The organism is Micromonospora sp. NPDC005324 (assembly GCF_040607155.1).
GTDB classification, from domain to species: domain Bacteria; phylum Actinomycetota; class Actinomycetes; order Mycobacteriales; family Micromonosporaceae; genus Micromonospora; species Micromonospora trifolii.
This window is the reverse complement of record NZ_JBEXGE010000050.1, coordinates 23627-41342: the sequence shown is the minus strand read 5'-3', so window position 1 is coordinate 41342 and position 17716 is coordinate 23627. Positions and strand designations below refer to the sequence as shown.

Below are 17716 nucleotides of genomic sequence, written 5' to 3'. Positions count from 1 at the left end.
CACTCTCATCGATCATGGTCGAGCACCCTAGCCAGCAAACAAGGGCATGTCCCTTGACCTGCAAGAACATTCTCGTTAGTTCAGTTAACAGGAAGCGCAAGCCGGACGGTCTGCCCGATCAACGTCGGTGCCGCCCCGCCGGGTTTGTCGCGTTCGCGCAGCAGGATGCGGCGCAGGTAGTCCTGCTCGACCAGGGCGCAGCCCCGGCCGTGCCGGCGTCGTAGCTCGCGGGCGATGCTGCTCTTGCCGGAGCCGGAGTTGCCCCGGATGCAGACGAGGATCGTGTCCGGGCTGCCAACGGGGTCAGCTAGCACGATGCCTCCTCGGCTTCAGTCGTTACGGACGGTGAGGTCGAGGACGGCGACGGTCAACTGGGTGATGTCAGGAAGTTGGTCGTCGCTGAGGATGACGCCGCGCAGGTTGTCCAGCGGCGTCTTGAGGCCCTGGAGCCGGCTGCCCCGCAGGTCGGCACTGTCGAGGTGGCAGGAGTCCAACTCCAGTCCCGTGAGGTCACATGACCGTAGTGCGATGCGAGGTAGTCGGCAGGAGGACCACGCGCCGTTGGTGAAAGTGCAGTCGGTGAAGGCGACCGAGCCGGCGGCGGTGACGCGGTGGAAGGTGGCGTAATCGAAGCGGCAGCCGTCGAACAATACGTCCTTGAGGCGCACGTCGGTGAGCCTGGTGCCGGTGAACCGGGAGCCGGTGATGGCGCAGCGTTCGATGGTCATGCCGGTCAGGGTCGCGCCGGAGAAGTCGGTGCGGGTGATCTCACAGCCGTAGAGGATCCCGGCTTCCCAGGTGCTCTCGCTCAGGTCCACGCCAGTGATCAGACTGCTGCGGATACGGGCGTCTTCAAGGTGCGAGCCGTGCCACGCTGCGCCCTCGACGAGGGCCTCGGTGAGGCCGCCGGCCAGGTCTGTCGTGGTGTCGAGGTCGTCCGGTTCGAGGTCCGGCAGCAGGACCTTCACGTCGCCGATCGTGGTGGTGCGCATGTGTCCTCAACTTGTGTGAGCGCGGGGTGGGCACGCCACCGCATGCGTACACGAGAAAGGCTCTGGTCAGGTGGAAACCACCTGACCAGAGCCTTAATTGCTGGTGCGCCGCCAGGGACTCGAACCCCGAACCCGCGGTTACCGAACGTCACGGTCTGTAGTATGTCGTTGATCGTCAAAACCCGTCGTTGGCCTGGGTAGATCCGGTCGCTGGCTTGCCAACGCTTGCCACTGACATTGGAAACTTGGCAGGGATTTTCGGGGGGTAAACGGGGGCCCATTGACTGTTGCCGGGACGTCCGCGCGGCCTCACCAGGTTCCGTTACGCTGACCCTGCCGGACTGGTCTCATTGTTAAGCGCAGCGCGCGCCGCAACCTGCTTCAACAGGTACTTGATAGCACGCCCCATCCATTCCTGCTGCTCGTCGTACGGCAGTGGCAGCGGTTCGGTTGTAACGCGACATCCGAGCTGCCAACGTCCGCGGCTGATCTCGACGAACGCGGTAGTGGAGCGAAGTGCCGAGCGGACCTTCTTCGCTGCGTAATCCGCTGACACCCTCATGCCCAAGGCGTCGGCGATCTCGCGCGCAAGCATGCCCCCATCCGTCCCGTGTGCGAGGATTCGAGCGACACGCTCGCTCAATGCAGTCACGTCGGCCGGTTTAACTGCAAGCCCAGTTTGGGTCTCGACGGCCGTGCTGTACGTCGTCAGCAACTCGAACGCGAACGGGCTAGCAGCATTCCACATCCGCTGGCCGGTAGCCTTCAGCTGGTGAACATGGCGCTCGGCCCGGCCGTCCTTCTGCCACCAGTAGGCAGCCGAGGCTGCCAGCAGCAGCGTTGTTGCCTGCACGGCGCGTGGAGCCCGGGCGAGTCTTCGGCCCACCTCCCAGATCGCGACGGAGGTTGCCGCCGTCGGCAGGCCGACGGCGGTGACGGCCATCTCGAACTCGGCGTGATTGGCGCCAGCGTGAGCAAGCGGCAGCCAGTTGTAAGAGCCGAACCCGTAGTCGGTCAGGTCGCCATCCTCGGTCAGGACGCAGCATGGCGCCAAGGCAGCGGCCAGCCGCGCCGTCGGCGCGTCGGTGGGGTGACGTTGCTCAACCTCGGCAACCTGCGGGTGGGTAGCGCCCCACTCATCTGGAACGTCCACGATCCGGACGTGCTGGAGGTAGTAGCGCCGCCACCGGCGCACAGCCTCTACGGCGTCAACTCCTCGGTCTGCGGCGTGGCCGGGCAGGTCACGCTCGACCTCGGTAAGCACATGTCGAGAGATGAATAGCCGGTAGGTGTCGCGATCAAGCGCCACAATGAGGCTTGTCAGCCGGCCGTTACGGGTGCCCTGTACGACGTCGTTCATGAGCGCGCAGGTATCGCCCACCAACAAGACGGGCGGGGTAGCCCGCCACAGCGACCGATGCATACCGCAAAGGTATCCAGTTGGTCCGACAGTTTCCACCTGATATGGGGTACGGCGGCTGCGGCAGCGACCTCGTCCTAACGAGACTCTGGTCGTAGACGCTAACCGACCCGCACCGATCGCCGGCCTCGAGGAGCACCGGTCAGCAGCCGCCCATCACCGAGCCGCAATCGACGATTTAAAATCGCCCTATTTATGACAGCCAGCCTAGGGTCCCAACGATCAACCGCTGCCCTTACTGGGGCGCGGGCGTTGGCCAGCGCTTCAGCTGGGCCTTGTCGAGGGGCAGAACCAAGCCGCCAGCTAGACCTGCCGCGTTCAGTTGCTCCCACATACTCCGCGCTCGATCACGAGGAAGGCTAAGGTCCTGCAGCGCAGCAACCAGCACATCCACAGTGCTATGAGCGCGGATACCCAAATCTGCGGCAACTTTGCGTCCGGGAGACTCATCGATAAGCGCCACAGATGCGGTTTCCTGCGCGAACAACAAGGTCTCAGATTCGCCCAGGTCGGTGTCACCGTCCGCCGGCCGCGCTGACGCGGCTCGGACGAGCTCACGCATCTTATCCACTTGAGCTCGGTCGGTGCAGACGTGGGGTTCACCCAGCGCGGTTCTGTCAGTTCCGCGCCACTTGCTCGCGGCGTTCGCCAACTCCCTGTTCCGGGCGCTAGACGGCCGCCGCTGCGCATGATGAGCAATCTCAGCCACAACAGCTTCTGTCCACCGCATCCGCTGATGATACCTACTACGGATGAACCTAACTCCCCCAGGCATACACCCAAAACATAGGAGCGGTCCAGTATCAAAGGCAAGGAGGGTAGCTGGGACCGATTCTTCGTCAGGCATCCTCGCCTCCCCCTACCGCTCGCCGCCTGTCGCCGCGCGCGACCATTTTATACAGACCGGGATCGTCATAGAGTTCACTGAACTGAGCCCACGGTTCTTGCGCAAAGACAGGCCAGAAGTCGGGTGCTAAGCGAACACAATCAGCGGCGTCCGCGACGCCCGTCGGCGCATAATCGCTATCGATTGTCATGACTGGGGCGTCCATCTCGAGCGTATATACCGTTTGCCCATGCATTGCAGTCATCTGTTCTGCGAGCGCTTCGGCCTCGGGAAGATGAGGCGACGCTTCCAACAGGAGGGAATCTACCAACGCATCGAGGCCAGCGCGCCACCATCGAATCTCGCTAAGCGACGCGAGATGGCCAGTGTACACGCATTCACTAATTGCATTCGACAAGAGGGAGTCACTACGGCAGACTGACTCGAACGTGGCGAGGTCAAGTCTCAAAAGGGTTGCCGCCCACTGAGCAGGAAGCAAGAATGAGGGGAACGGAAGGATCCTGTGTGCGAACCACCGGAGCCAAGCACTTCCAGCAGTATAGGCGGCAACCGTGTTTTCAGGCGGATTGCACACCTGAACATCAGCCAATGCGCCCTCGGACCACTTTAGATCTGGCAGATTGAGCCACCCGCCACCCTCGTTCCACTTCATCGGGTTAGCGATCAGCGGCTTGAGGCCTTCGACGGCTTCCGCGATGCCATGTAGCTGAGCAGCCATCTTTGGATCCCCTTTCGTAAGGACCCAATCCAGACCGTATTGAGCGGCAATAACAGGCCTTCTGATTGCAGGCGGCAGCGGCTCCGCAAGTGTTGCCAACTCACCGGTGCGTAGGACTACCGCCGCGTGGTGGTCCATAGTCCGAAGGTGCCCGGTCACTACCGCCGAAATTGCGAGACCGTCCTGCGGCCAATATAGGCATTCCCCGGGGTGCGGCAAGACCGACCAGTCAAAGCGGTGATCTATAGCAATGACGTCCGCTGACCTGAGATCGTCTCGTGTAACGCTTTGAGGTGGACGTACGTTGACTTCCAGGTTGGATGCCCGCAGGCCGGCTGCTACCGATTCCTCTTTTTGCACTTCATCATCGATTACGAGAATACGAGGGGTGCTCGCGCTCACTGACCTATCCTCCGACCCGGCACTCGAATTTCAACTGCGGTGTCGTACTCTGGCGAGGGCTCAACGAAACGTGCGCTGCCGTTATATTCGGTAAGAAGTCTCCGCACAATCGGCAGACCCATACCCATTCCTTGGCCCAAAATGGTGTCGACATCTGTAGTCGTCGACTCGAAAGGGCGGAACCAGCGCTCGGATGTCACAAGGTCAACTCGTGTGCCTGTATTTTCAATACGGAACAGCAGCCCTCCGTCGTTGCCTTGCTCGGCCCAAACGAGAATCCTGCCCTTATCGCCTGCAGCTTTGATTGCATTTGTGAGCACATTAGTCATAACGATGGTGATCTCGGCCGGGAACATCGGAGGCGTCCTAGCACCCGGATCCACACGCTGCACCACTTCGATTCGGCGTTCCGAAATCGACGTGGCCAGGAGGCGAAGGCTCGGTTCAATGGCTTGCGGGTAGGGCAGGCGCCGCCGCCTTCTGCGCGCATCTGGACCTACGACTTGAACCAAGTAGCTGCTCTGCCGTGTGAGGGACTGGACGAGTTCGTCGGCCGCGGTTTCGAGATCTTTAAGAAGAGACTTTCGCCGCGCGGAGTCCTCCTCGCGTCGAGCGGCTTCGGTAAGGGATCGTATCGACTGCGCCAGCCCAAGAATGCCATTAATGTCATGAACAAAAGCGGCAAGCTGGAGTCCAACGCCCGCCAGGATCTGCAGAGTGGCTCGGCCCTCGTCCCCCCGCTGCGCCTCTTCGATATAGTCTATCGCTTTCTCGATACGCTCAAGCCGCGGACCTGCGCCAGAATCCGGACCAAGCTCGTCTTGAAGACTACGAAGCTCGTTACGGGTTACCGAAATTGGCAGGCTGAGATCTTCATCCCCGTCCATGTCCACTGCGGCTTGTTGGTTACCGGCTGGGTGAAGCTCAGCATCTGCCGTCGGCAGCTCATCTGAACGGGCCGGGATTTGGTTCTTCAGCTCTTGCCTTCTAACAGACTGCCGTTGCTGCTTTGATTCGATCTTGTGAGATGCACGGACTCGGGTGAGCAGATCGACACCATTACGGACCAGTTCTCGGAATATGTCGAACGCAGCGTCCTGAACGAAGCCCTCTCGATTCACTACCGGACGCAACGCCGCCGCTCCTTCGCCGGTCATGAAGACGGCTCCCGCGTACTGATCGTTGCCTTGGATCAAAAAGCTTTCTCTGTCAATTGGCTCTAGAATCTGACTGGACTCCGAGTCAAGCTTAATGTCGAAGGTTCTTTCTCGGCGGGAGTAGTCGCGGTCGAGGTACAGCCAATCGTCGCCACCGTCGCCATAAGGAAGGACGCGGAAACCTTCAACATATACACGAATCCCGCGGGACCGGCGAGCAAACGTCTGCAGGGATGCTGCTCGCTCCCCAATCCCACCCCTAAGTGGACCGACCCGAGCGTAGATCCTTGCGGAGAAGAACGGCCCTTTTTCCGGGTCGGGATGGTCACGGCGGAGTTGGTAGTCGCGAAGATCATCACGATCAGCCCGTTGAGCCCGTGAAGGCTGAATATTGAACCGAACACCCTCTGGGCGGGCGAAAATCTCGACGAGCCAATCAGCCTGCTCCAGGAGCTGAGGCCATAGGTCGTCCCCCGCATTGAGATCGCCTTCGAACTTGATCTGAAAGCCCGGATCCTCGGCCGCCTGAGACGATACCACCAGATTGTTCGATAATGCGTCTGGCGCGAATATGTTTCGGGGAGGCTCATCGACCAACTCACGAGGTGGTCGGCACGATGCAACTTGGGCCACGAAGTTGGAGAGCGCTTGCGACGTCCACCGTCTACGCATCTTTTCAAGTCGAAGTTCGGTTCCTGGTTCCTGCCCTGACTCGGCTATGAAGCTCCGGACATCAAGGCCCTTTTTCGCGTCCTCGACGGTCTCATAGTCGTTCTCCACACGCTCCCAGTCAATCACCGCCCGGACGCCTCGGCGTTCCGAGTCCCGAGTGACGACCCTTTGAGGCACGGAATTGATGACCAACCGTTGCGCGAGCTTGTGTGCGCTGAGCCGCCCAACACCCTTAGCACCCGTATACTGACGGCTGTAGAGCGGACTCCGGCGGCTACCTTTCTCCTTATAACGCCCAGCGATGCGGAGGAAGGCGCCCTGAAAGATCTCCGGCGTCATGCCGATGCCGTTGTCGGTGACAACGATGACGCCGTCGCCATAGCGAAGCCTCTCGCCTCGGACAACTACCTGAGATGCGTCGGCGTCGTACGCGTTCTTGATCAGCTCGATCAAGGCCGTGCTGTCGCGGCCCACGAGAAGTTCGCCCAGCTCCCGGAAGAGATGGGTGTCCACCGAGAACCCGAACGCCTCCCGGGTCTCATCTTGTGCCAACGGACGCTCCCTCCCGTGTTCGACAGCGTATCGTCACCGCTACCCTCGGTCTAGACTCCGTGCGATCTTGGCTGGAATCCTAAGCTGCGCCAGATCTCTCGGCTCGATCTTCAGCGTCCCGCTGCCATGCTGCCTGGCAACCTCAACGAGAGCGCTCTGGCCGCTAGGACTCCTAATCCAGCTCAGGAGGCTCTCGACCGAATCTACTGCCACCGCCCGCCGTCGTAGCGTTATGCCGTAGAAGGTGTTCGTTGGAATAGCACCGACTTCGTTTCGGATTAGCCGAAATCGCCCTTTGGTCATTGGGCCGAAGAGTAAGTCCGGCACTGGAATGCGCTCTACCGCATACCAGGGAGTCCGAACTTCACAGAGGTGTGCTTCATGAACCCTTTCAAACTTCCCGCGGTCAATAAGCTGATTAACGACCGGGTCGTTTATGTCGCCCGCTGCGAGCCAAAGCAGCCACCGGCGCTCACCTTTGGCTCCCAGAGCATCATGGGCCTCTTTATCTAACGTGTCGCCAGGCATTTCGCGCAGGCGAGTAGCAGCCGGGACATACGTGCCTGCGGGAAGCCCTTCGACCTGGGCGTCGGTTAGAAGGAAGAAATGATTCGCTCCTGTTGCTACACCGCGACGTATGCGTGCGAGCGACGCTAGTTGAACGTAATCCTCACTCCTGCGCTCAGGGGCCTTGGCCTTCTTGAAGGACATGAAGTTTGCCGGGGCCACGCCAATTCGTGGATGAGATTCCGTTCGCACTGACGCAAATCCGGTGGCCAAGTCGCCATCCAATCGATGAACGACAAGGGGCTGCTCTCGCTCAGTCTGCGGTCCTACCCATACAACCATCGCTGCAACAGAGGCAACTGGGAATAGTCTTAACGAATGAGGGAAGATGTGGAGTTCGGTTAGCCGAGACGTCGCCTGCCACAAGTGCTCCCTGACAGACCGGGCGTACTCAGCCTCAAGCCAATTGGAGGGTAGAAGTAGGCAAAGGCTGTCCTGGGGTTTTAGGTTTGCGAGGGAGGCAGCCAGGAAGTAGGTCGAAAGCCCAGAACGGCCTCCTGGTGCCAACTCCCGCGAGGCTTGGCGCGCTCGCGTCTTCGTCTCTGCTGGCAAGCCCTGATGCCGTGTGTAGGGTGGGTTCCCCCAGATGAGACGCGGACCTGGCGCTTCTGGCCAGGTCGTCGAGAGCCAGTCGAGGTAGTCGACGTGGTGGAGCGACGCACGCGTCGGCATGGCACCCGCGATGGCTGGCGTCGCCGCAAGAAGCCCAAGCGTCGCGACGTTGACGTCGACCGCATGGACGTGGGCACACGGCCAGCTTTCGAGGGCAGATCGGGTGAAGGCTCCGACTCCTGCACCAGGGTCGGCGACTGTGGCCAAGTCGGAAACGCGAGACGTGACGAGAGTGGTCATGTAGGCGGATATAGATGGCGGAGTGAAGAAGGTCCCGAGCGGCCGACGTCTTGGAGCGGCAACAAGGCGCTCATATACCTGCGCCAGAGGGTCGGCTCTTCGCTGTAGGCCGTCATGCAGCTCATCGACCAGGTCCGAGGGTAAGCGTGGGGCAGCGTCGACCCAGGCAGCAACGGCCGGCGGCAAATCCACGGCCCGCTGACCGTCGACGCCATCCAATAGTGCGCCCGCAACCCCGCCAAGTGCGGCCAGCAAACCTCGTTCGTTCTCCGTCGGCCCGGGAACGGCAGCTTCCGCCATAGGCTCGCAGCGGTTCGCCCGACACCACGAGGCAAGTTTCCGGATCAGGCGCTCGTCAACAGACGGGTTGGCTTGGTGCCTAGGCGCTTGCCGACGGCCAGTTGCGGTCAGACCATCAGCGGGAGGCTTCATGCCATCGCCGTTGAGATGCTGGCTCATGCGGTTTCGTCGCAGCCAATTAGCGCGGTCTGCACAACGTTGATGGTCAGCATGACCAGAGTTTGCCAGACGTCGCTGTCAGGAGTGCGGAGCATACGGTACCAGTCAGACGGGCCGATCAGGTCTTCATCGGGAGGAGGGTTCGTCGCGTTCAGCCTGCGGGTTCATGGCAGATCGGTCTCATGGCTATTCGCGCACCTCACATGCGGTGACGAGGAGCCGCCGAGGTACTCCCGGCGGCGATGAACCAGAAGGCCAGTGCTGCGCTGAGCCTCCTGGTCCTGGTGCCCTCGGCACGTTCGGTTTCGAGCAGGGCGACTGCGCGAGGCGTGCACGCGGACGGGCGCGCTTTCGTGGACGACCGGTTCATGGTGCCAGGCATGCAAGGTCAGCCGAACGCGCCGTTGAAAGCCAATTCGGCAAACGCTTGAGCCGCCCCGCTAGCGGCGGCGGACACCGAGGCATCACCGAGCTTGCCGGCAATGGCCCTCAGCTTGCCGACCTTCTTCACTACATCGCCGGTGTCCGGACTGTCGCTTTCTACGGCGGCGCGGAGCTCGGCCAGCGCATCGAGTAGCTCGGCGCGCTGGGTGTCCGCGACATCCGCTGCCGCCTGCTGCACCTTTTCGAGCAGCCGAAGGGCATCCTCGACAGTCAAGCCCTCCGTGCTGGCCGTCGCCTGGGCGCCGATGGCGACGGGTCCGTTGGTTGCCTGGATGGTTGTGTTGTAGGTGTCTCCGATGCGGTGGCTCACAGCGGCGTCGACCTGCTCCTTCCTGGGCAGCTCGGACAAAGGCGTGTTGGCGGTGAGGTCTGCGATGAGCTCCACGAGCTTCGTGCGGATCTGGCCGAGGACGCCCGTAAGCGTCGAGCCACCCATGACGTAGTGCAGGTTGATGATGCTTTGGAACTCATCGAGCTCGTCATTCCAGATGTTCTGGGCGTAGGCCAGACCGTGCGACGCGAAGGCCACCTGCTTCTGCCCGGCGAGCTGCTCCAGTTCCTCGATCGGCTGGTTGAACGAGAACTCGTCCGGTACGTACTCCCAGGCCGCGCGCGGCAATTGATGTCGGGCGATGATCTGGTTCTGGGCCAGCGTGTACCCGCTCATCGATGTCATGGAGATGGGTGGGCTCTGGACCTTGCGGTACTTCGGAACCTGGTCTCCGACGCCGTACCCGTTGAGTTCCTTGCGCGCCCAGTCTCGCAGCGCCTCTGAGCCGGTCTCGGCCCCGAGCAGCAGGCACTTACGGAGCAGCCCGGCGAGCGGCTCCGACTCATCGAGCAGGCGCTCACGCAGGGAACGGAGCAACGTATCGGTCACGCGTTAGAGGCTAGAGGGAGGGTCCGACACTGAGCTGCAGTCGAACGCCTTGTTCCCGCGCCGTCTCGGGCTCGGTGCGACACGGCCGGACCTACGAAGTCGACGGTTACGCGGGATTCGGCGCGCTGCCGATAACGGATCCGGCTAGAGCGAGGGCTATCGACAGTGACTCTTGTGCCATATCTGGCACGCTCCCTCGGTCTAATCCGCTCGCCTCGATCAATTTGCTCAGTGGTTGGCGGTGTTCGGGACCGACGGCTGGGTGGTTGAGGAGGTCGCGGGCTGCGTTGGCGTCCTCGTCACCGATGACGTCTGCCGTCAGCAGCTTGATGAGTTCATCTGCAACGTACGGCGATACGCCGGCGGCAAGGTCCAAAGCCGTGAGACTGAGGCGCACGCGGAACACCGGAAGTCCTCTGCTTGCCGCGGCGGCCGACGCTCGGTCAATCAGGCCAGCGTAATCAGTTGTGGGGGTGCCTCTGATCGTCGTTGCGTGCCAACTCTGGAGGAGGTCGTGCACCGTTCGCTCCCATGGCTGTTCGATCTTTGTTCGGCTGAGCAGGTCGGCGGCTTCGATGCCGTCGCCCTGCATGAGGTGGGCGACGATCGTGACCTGTCGCCCGTCGAGCAGGGTGGGGCTGATTCCGTCGTAGTGGTGCACGTGAGCCAGTGCGTCGGCCCAGCGGCCGGACAGGGTGAGGGCGCGGGTTCCATCGGAGAGCAGGATGCCGCGTAGCCAATTGATGATTTGTTGGAGTTCGCCGGGATCAGCAGTGAGCTGCTGGGGATGTATCTCCAGTTCGTCAATGACGGCGTGCCTGCCGCTGGCGATCGCCGTGTGTAGGTCGGTGAGCAGGCGGTGTGCGCCGTCGCCGTCGCCGTCTCGGATGCGTAGGCGGGCGAGGTTGATGACGGGTTCGAGGGCGAAGCGGGCGGTGTGCCCGGTGAGCGGGGTTTGGCTGAGGTAGAGGTTCGCGTGTTGGTGGCACCAGGTGCGGGCGAGTTCCGCGTCTCCGCAGTCGGAGGCGACGAGGGCGGCTCCGTTGAAAACCATGGATGCCTTTTCCGGGTCGTGTTCGCGGTGGGCTGTCTCGGCGAGTGCAGCGAGTCGGTTCACTCGTGCGTCGAGTGGTTTGGCTGGTGGTCGTTTGCGGGGGACGAGGGGGAAACGGGCGGCGATGGTGGATGCGAGGGGCAGGGGCATGGTGTCCTCACGTACGGCGGAGGCTCGCGAATGGCATCGAGGTCTGTTTGGTGGTGCGTGGTGGTTGACGGTGCTTGTGCCTGGGGTGGCCGGAGCGGGGTTGGGCACCGCCCCGGCGTGTGCCGTCAAAAGGAGATGGTGAAGGTGGTGTCGGGCCGCTGAATGTCGCCGGGCTCTGCAGGTCGCATTCCTGCTGGCTGGGCGGTGACGGTGGGTTGGTTGGGGCGGCCCGCCTCGTCCCATTGGTCAAGCAGGTTGGTGAGTTCGGCGGCGAGCTTGTCGGCGTCTGGTCCGTGTGCGGTGGCGCCGATTTCGTGGTGGCCTTCGCTGGTTGGTTGGAAGGCGAGGTAGGCGATAGTGCCGCCGTGGTAGATGGCAGCTCCGGCCCATCGGTAGGCGGGGGTGATCAGTCGGCTGGTGCGGGCGGTGTCGCCGACGCCGAGGCGGCCGAACGGTGTGCTGGTGTGCACGAGTAGCCATAGGTCGAGATGGCCGATGGGGTCCGCGTCGGCGACTTCGATGCCGGTCCAGCGTTCGCGCCGGGGGTGGCTCAGGGCGCGGCTGAGCGCCTGTCGGTCGGGGTGGTCGGAGGCGTCGAGTTTGAGGGCGACGTCGGTGTCGAGGCGTACGTGGTGGTCGGTGTGTTCTGCGGTGCCGCGCATGGGGACGAATCCGCAGACCAGCGGTGTCGTGGTGCTGGTGAGTTGGTGGGTGTCGGTGCGGTCGAAGGCAAAGCATCGGGTCAGGCCGCTCTCGTGTATGCGCAGGGGTACGACGATGCGGCCGTGGTTGGCGAGTTGGTCCCACCAGGCGGTGGAGATGTCCCATGCTCCAGCGGTGACGATGATTCGGTCGTAGGGCGCGGTGTCGGGGTGGCCGAGGGCTCCGTCGCCGTGGATCACGTCGACGGTGTCGTAGCCGGCGCGGGCGAGGCTGGCGCGGGCGCCGTCGGCGAGGTCTTGGTCGAGTTCGATGGTGACGACCCTGCCGCTGGGGGTGGTTAGCTCGGCGAGCAGGGCTGCGTTGATGCCGGTGGCCGCGCCGATCTCCAGGACGCAATGTCCGGGGTGCGGATCGAGTTGTTCGAGCATGTCCGCGACGAGGCTGGGGCTCGACGCCGAGGACAGCGCGGCACCGCTGGGGTCGCGCTTCGTGACGATCTGGCGGCGGGTGTAGACGGTCTCCACATCGACACCAGGGAGGAACTGCTCGCGGGGCACTCTGCGAAATGCCTGCTCTACGGAAGCCGAGCGGACGTGGCCGCGCGCTTTTAAGGCGGTGACGAGCTGTTTGCGAAGCATGGCTGCGCTGGGAGCTTCAGGTTCGGCGTCAGGCGAGTGGACCATGGGTGTGCTTCTCTCTGTTGTTGGGGCGAGTTGACGTTTGTCGTAGGCGTGGGTGGACGAGTGGTGGAAGGTGACGTCCGTGGCTGCCGTCGCGAGGAGCCAGGCGTCGGCGGCCGAGATGCCGAGCCGATTGAAGAGGAACAGCAGGTGATGGGTTAGCACCCCGCGCAGGTCGCGGGTGAGTGCGCCGTGCCGGTCGAGGAAGCCGAGATCTGAGCCCGCCCGCTCGTGGGCTTGCGGCCATTGGGGGGTGGCTGCCAGCGGGCTACCCGGCGCGTCGTCGGCGGCGATGAGCAGCCGCTGCACGGCGGCGATCAGCTGAGGGCTTGGTCCTGGCGTGTTGGATTGGTTGCGGCGGTTAGCGAGGTGTCGCCAGACGTCGCCTTGCTCGGCGAACTCCAGTCCGGCGGCACGCATGAGGCGGGTGGCGAGTACGACACCGAGTTCGCGTCGGTGGGCGCCGCTGGCAGCGAGATGGCTGAGGATGTGGCGGCTGTCGGCGTGGAAGAGGGTGTGGGCGACGGTCATCGCTTGGTCGCCGCCGAACGCGTATGCCTCGGGCCGGTAAATGGGCTCGGTGACGCCGCGGATGCGGTCGTCGTTGGTGAGGTCAGCGAGGAGGGCGTAGACCCTGGCTTGCCGGTCGCCGGGCAGGAGCCGCATCCGCCATGTCTCGGTTTTGCGGATGAACCAGAAGGCGGTGATCACACCGCTGTCCTCGGCGCTGGTTAGTGCGGGTGCAAGCCGGGTTGCGCCGTACTTCTCAGCGGTTTGCCAGTCGTCGAAGGTCAGGTTGACCTGACGCCACCGGCTTACCGAAACCGCCTGGATGGGTGGGGCGATGTCAGAGGCGAGGTCGAGGTCCATGGGTGGTCTCCTCGTCTAGTGGAGTAGCAGGCTGGTTGCCCAGCGGATGTCGGTACCGGTGGCCATGGTGTGCAGGGTGAGAGCGACTCCGGCGTGGCCGGCGATTAGGCCGGATCGCGCCGGGGTGGCGTCGGTGGCGTGGTGGATCAGCAGGCGCATCACGTGGGGTATGTGGGTGTGCAGACTGGTGGTGTGGGCGTCGGCGGCGGCGTACCAAACCGTTGCGGCGAGTCCTGCCCAGCCGTGGCACAGCGATGGGTCGACGAGTCGGTTGAGTTGAACGGGGTCGGCCAGGCAGCGGGACAGGGCGTCTTCCGCTGTCTGCTGCCTGGCGGGATCGGGCAGGGCAATCCCGGCGAGCTGTTGCGCGCGGGCTATGCCGGGGGTGCCGTAACACCAGGACGGCCGAGCCGGTCCGCGTGTCGCAGGCTTGCCGGCGTGCAGTTCGGCTGCCGTGATCCTCTCTGGCCACCATGGTCCGGTTGGGCTGGTCTGCCGCCAGGCGTCCAGCCAGGTGTTGATCCGGCCGATTGCTCCGGCCTGTCCCGGCAACAGGATGTTGTGGCGCATGGCGAGCGCCAGGAGCGCCAAGGGGCCGGTGATTCCGTGCGCTATGCCGAAGTTGGCCTGCCCACCCGACGCAAAGCTGTCGGGATCGGGCGGGTCGGCGCTCCACCAGCCTGGCGCGAGCCGTCCGGCCTCGTCGTCGATGTCGATCGGATCGGTGAGCCGCACCAGGTACGTCAGCACCTGCCGGAGCAGTTGTCCGTCTGGTTCGCGGCGTAGCAGGTGGGCGCCGAGGCCGGTCAGCCCGCGTACGAGGTCGAACTCCGACAGCGGGGGCCGGGCGCATGCTGCGACGCGCGCCTCCGCGGCGGCCAGCCGCCGTCTGGTCAGATCCGCGACGGCGTGATCGAGCGCGTCGAGGGATGCCGGGTGGGCGTGCGGCGCGGCCGTGGTCAGCGCGTGGGTGACTGCCGGCGCACCGAACCACAGTCCTGCTCCGCTGCCGTTGTTCAGGGTGTCAGCGGTCGCGTGTCGCAGCCATTCGTAGGCCGGTTCCCATCCTCCGTGCCCAGTCTGGGCGCGCACGCCGTGCAGGATCGCTACCCCGGCGGCACCTCGCGATAGGGATTGGGCGTGCCAGCGGGTACTTCGTGGCCCGTAGTCGTCCGCCGTTAAGTCTGGAGGGGGTGTCTGGGTGAGCGTGTCGGTGATGCACGAGGCCATCGTTTCGGCTGCCCGTAGCAGTGGACTCGCGAGGGGCACGGCAGTCATCTGGGCCCTCCTGTGGCGCGGACGCGGCGGCGTACGGTCGCCAGTGCGATGTGGCGGGCGAGCCGATGCGTGACCTGCTCGGCACGTTCGTCGGGACCGTGAGCGCGAACGAAGTGCAGGTGTAGCAGCGAGGTGAGCACGGAGGTAGGGGTCAGTGGGCCGTGAGAGGCGGACAGTGTGTCGGCGTAGCGGGCTGCGGTCCGCGATCGCTCCTGCCATGCCTGCTGGACCTGTTCCGGCAGGATGGTCGGGTCAAGGGTGACCGCCTGGCGCAGCAGATACCGGTCGATGGGTGTCGGCCCGGCCTGCTCCGGGTGGGCGACCAGCCACTCACATGCGTCGTTGCGGCTGCCGAGCACCGCGCATGCCAGGTCGATCATGCTTGCGGCGGTAAGGACGTGCCGGTTGACCTGACGCTCGGGGTGCGCGCTGAGCTGCGTCAAGGCTGCGGTGGAGTCGGCGGCGAACAACTCGTGCGCAGCGACCAGGGCCTGGCCGTCTCCGTACCGGCCTGACTCGGGATGGTAGGTGTCCAGGCTCAGGTCTCCGGCAAGGCCCTGCCGTCGAAGGGCGGTGGCCCACCGGCCGATCCGTACGGCCGCGTCGCCGTAGTCGTCGGTGTGCAACCGCAGTCGCAGGTGCGGCGTGGGACGTCGGAGGCGGACGAACCATCGCAGCGGCTGCTCTGGCCAGTCGGCGAGCAGCGCTGGCAGCCCTCGGAGTAAGAGCAGCTCCATCATTGGCGGCTCGACGGTCAGCGCCGCGGACACGATGCCGCCTGTTCCGGGCGTGATCGGCGGGGTGGGAGCGGGCGGTGGCCACGAGCCTCGTGCGGAGACGACGGCCGGCGCCGCTGCGGGCTCGGCCGTGGAGGCGACCGGTACGACGATCTCGTGAGCGCGCCCGGACAGCCACCCGAAGTCCTCCGGGCTCGCTGCCTCGACCACGGTGATCGGTTCGGTGCTGGCGTCTAGGTGGGCACGCAACAGGGACCGGTCCATGGCTTGATCGAGGTTGAGCCGGAGCCTCTGGTCGCTGCTGCCGACCTGCACCCATCCGGGTAGCCGCAGCCTCGAACGCATTACGTCCCAGGCTGCGAACCATTCGCTGTCGCTCGCGTCCGCAGCGGGCAGGCAGGCCCGGTCGATGCGCCACCGGGCAGCCGTGAGCAGAATCCGCCCGTAGCGCAGCGCGGGCCGAAAGGGCAGGCAGGAAGCCGCGCCCCAGTCGAATGGTTTCAACCGGGCGTCCATAGCTCGTGGCAACTCCACGAGAAACCGACCGAGCAGCGGCATCGTGTGCAGGGCGCCGGCATGCGCCACCGTCGGCTCGACAACCCTCCCCCGCGACATCGACACCAACACCAGTCGCCCCCGACCGGCAGCCACGCCAAGATCACCAACGTCGATGACATCCCCGGTTGCTGGACGATGTTCAGCCAAGGAGATCAGCCACGGAAGGACCAGCGGGGCATTCAGGACGTTCTGCGCATGCAGACGGTGTGGTGGGAAGCTCAATTGCGCCTGCATGGCCCCGTCCACCGCGACGGGCAGCCGCGCAAACTCGTTGCACATTCGCTCCCGCTCGGGAGCGGGCAGCACGTCGAGGAAGCGTCCGCTCGTCGCCATCGCCGAGCGGCCCATGCCGGTCAGCGCGATCGTGAAACGCCCTTTCGCCAGTGCGTCCAGCGAAGCCGCACGAATCTCTGCCGTGACATCGCCGTGAGGACTGATGTGGCCCTCATCGGGCGCGGAGCTGGCCAGAATCTTCACGGCAGCGTCATCGAGCTTCACCTCGTGGACACCGTCGATCACTGCCTGCTGGGCCAGTGCCAAGAGCCGCTCGTCACGGCTGGACAACGAGGCTGGGGGCGCTTCGGCCGCGCGGGTGAAGTGCTCCGGGTAGCCCAGCCCAGTCAGGGGATCGAGCACCTCAGCCAGCGGCACTATCGCCGTCATGCCGTATCGGTCGACGAACCGGGCGCGGTACGTGCGCCACTCCGGCCGACCGCCCGGATGTGGCGTCAAGCGTCGCAGCACGCCCGCAGCAGTCGCGATCTCGGCAGCGACCTGGATCGGCAGGGTGACCTGGTCCGCAAGCCGAAGATCCACTGCGATCGGCTGTGGATCCGCTGCCACCCGACGCATCCGGTCAGCCAGCTCACGAAGCTGTGTCGTACCGGCTGCGGTGCCACCCAGGTCGACGTGCAACGACCCTAGTGCAGCCGCGACGGGCTGTTGTTCGTTGAGGTGGTCATCCTGCACGGTGTCGAGCTGGTTCAGGATGTGTCGCAGCGGGTCGGTGCAGGTTGACGGCGGCCGGAGGCTGGAGATCAGCACGCCGTGGTCGACCAGATCGGCAACCAGCGCGTCCGCGGACCCACGCGGAGTTCGTGGGAACGCGGCGGCCACCTTGTCGACCAACTCCGTCCACGAGACCGGCGCGGCGGCTAGCGACATGGCCAGCCGCACGGCTGCCGTGTTCCTCACCGAAGAGGTGCCGTCTGCTGGTAGCGAGGCGTGTGGCCGGCGCCCTACCGCCAGCCGAAGTCCTTGTCCCACCGCCAGGTTGTTTGCCTGCACCCGCAGGTTGCGGCGCACATGCGGGTCGGCTTCGAGCCGCGCGATCAGAGACGCGAGCCAGCCCGCGTCCGGCCGTACCCGGATGGTCGAGCGCCCTGACGGTACGACCGAGGCAGCTAGGTCGAAGCGCAGTGCGGCGACCCCCGAGAACAACCCGAAGGGCGTTGCCCGCCGCTGAGCACGCACCAGGTACCGCGCCAGTGCCAGAGCCATCCGCCATCCGCGGCCGGCATCGAGTGTCCCGCCAGCGCACACCGCCTCGACCCGGGAAGCGAACTCAGGACTCGCAATCCACACGGCTTCGGCCGCGCCGGGGAGCTTCCACGTCTCCCGCAGCCAGCAGTCAATGCCCGTGTCATCGCCCCGCTGCGGCCACGGCAGGCCGCCGCTTCGCCACGAGTGCGCGGCGATACGGATCGTGGCGGCATCAACCTGCCGGTACAGACTGCTTCTCGCCACCACGATCTCCTCCTCACA

General features: G+C 64.5%; 10 protein-coding genes and 1 pseudogene. All 11 read right to left on the bottom strand.

Annotated elements, in window-relative coordinates; translation table 11 throughout:
* Window positions 1-92: 92 nt before the first annotated feature.
* Window positions 93-314, bottom strand: a pseudogene (locus ABZS40_RS32935) (kinase); the annotation flags it as partial.
* A gap of 15 nt (window positions 315-329) precedes the next feature.
* Window positions 330-992 (bottom strand): pentapeptide repeat-containing protein, encoded by a 663-nt coding sequence (locus ABZS40_RS32930; protein WP_354948089.1) that lies wholly within the window; start codon window positions 990-992, stop codon window positions 330-332.
* 322 nt (window positions 993-1314) lie between these two features.
* Window positions 1315-2415, bottom strand: coding sequence for a hypothetical protein (locus ABZS40_RS32925; protein ID WP_354948087.1), 1101 nt, complete (start codon window positions 2413-2415; stop codon window positions 1315-1317).
* Between the two features lie 836 nt (window positions 2416-3251).
* Window positions 3252-4379: a hypothetical protein gene (locus ABZS40_RS32920; protein WP_354948085.1), complete on the bottom strand. Its 1128-nt coding sequence runs from the start codon at window positions 4377-4379 to the stop codon at window positions 3252-3254.
* Window positions 4376-6760: an ATP-binding protein gene (locus ABZS40_RS32915; RefSeq protein ID WP_354948084.1), complete on the bottom strand. Its 2385-nt coding sequence runs from the start codon at window positions 6758-6760 to the stop codon at window positions 4376-4378. The genes ABZS40_RS32920 and ABZS40_RS32915 overlap by 4 nt, the downstream gene beginning before the upstream one ends.
* Before the next feature lie 39 nt (window positions 6761-6799).
* Entirely contained in the window at window positions 6800-7999 is a 1200-nt protein-coding gene (locus ABZS40_RS32910) for an Eco57I restriction-modification methylase domain-containing protein (RefSeq protein ID WP_354948097.1), read from the bottom strand.
* Between the two features lie 1027 nt (window positions 8000-9026).
* Entirely contained in the window at window positions 9027-9962 is a 936-nt protein-coding gene (locus ABZS40_RS32905) for a hypothetical protein (RefSeq protein ID WP_354948082.1), read from the bottom strand.
* A gap of 106 nt (window positions 9963-10068) precedes the next feature.
* A complete protein-coding gene (locus ABZS40_RS32900; RefSeq protein ID WP_354948080.1) occupies window positions 10069-11166 on the bottom strand; it encodes a hypothetical protein in 1098 nt (365 codons plus the stop codon).
* Between the two features lie 125 nt (window positions 11167-11291).
* The gene (gene fxlM / locus ABZS40_RS32895; protein WP_354948078.1) at window positions 11292-13379 is read right to left on the bottom strand and encodes a methyltransferase, FxLD system; all 2088 of its coding nucleotides are present in this window, start codon (window positions 13377-13379) and stop codon (window positions 11292-11294) included.
* A 15-nt stretch (window positions 13380-13394) separates the two neighbouring features.
* Window positions 13395-14609 (bottom strand): lanthionine synthetase C family protein, encoded by a 1215-nt coding sequence (locus ABZS40_RS32890; protein WP_354948095.1) that lies wholly within the window; start codon window positions 14607-14609, stop codon window positions 13395-13397.
* Between the two features lie 44 nt (window positions 14610-14653).
* Window positions 14654-17698, bottom strand: coding sequence for a lantibiotic dehydratase (locus ABZS40_RS32885; protein WP_354948076.1), 3045 nt, complete (start codon window positions 17696-17698; stop codon window positions 14654-14656).
* Between the last annotated feature and the right edge of the window lie 18 nt (window positions 17699-17716).

Excerpts from the sequence above, each read along its gene's own strand:
- ABZS40_RS32910 (WP_354948097.1), bottom strand. The coding sequence starts at position 7,999 with ATGCCGACGCGTGCGTCGCTCCACCACGTCGACTACCTCGACTGGCTC.
- fxlM (WP_354948078.1), bottom strand. The coding sequence starts at position 13,379 with ATGGACCTCGACCTCGCCTCTGACATCGCCCCACCCATCCAGGCGGTT.
- ABZS40_RS32930 (WP_354948089.1), bottom strand. The coding sequence starts at position 992 with ATGCGCACCACCACGATCGGCGACGTGAAGGTCCTGCTGCCGGACCTC.
- ABZS40_RS32900 (WP_354948080.1), bottom strand. The coding sequence starts at position 11,166 with ATGCCCCTGCCCCTCGCATCCACCATCGCCGCCCGTTTCCCCCTCGTC.
- ABZS40_RS32890 (WP_354948095.1), bottom strand. The coding sequence starts at position 14,609 with ATGGCCTCGTGCATCACCGACACGCTCACCCAGACACCCCCTCCAGAC.
- ABZS40_RS32925 (WP_354948087.1), bottom strand. The coding sequence starts at position 2,415 with ATGCATCGGTCGCTGTGGCGGGCTACCCCGCCCGTCTTGTTGGTGGGC.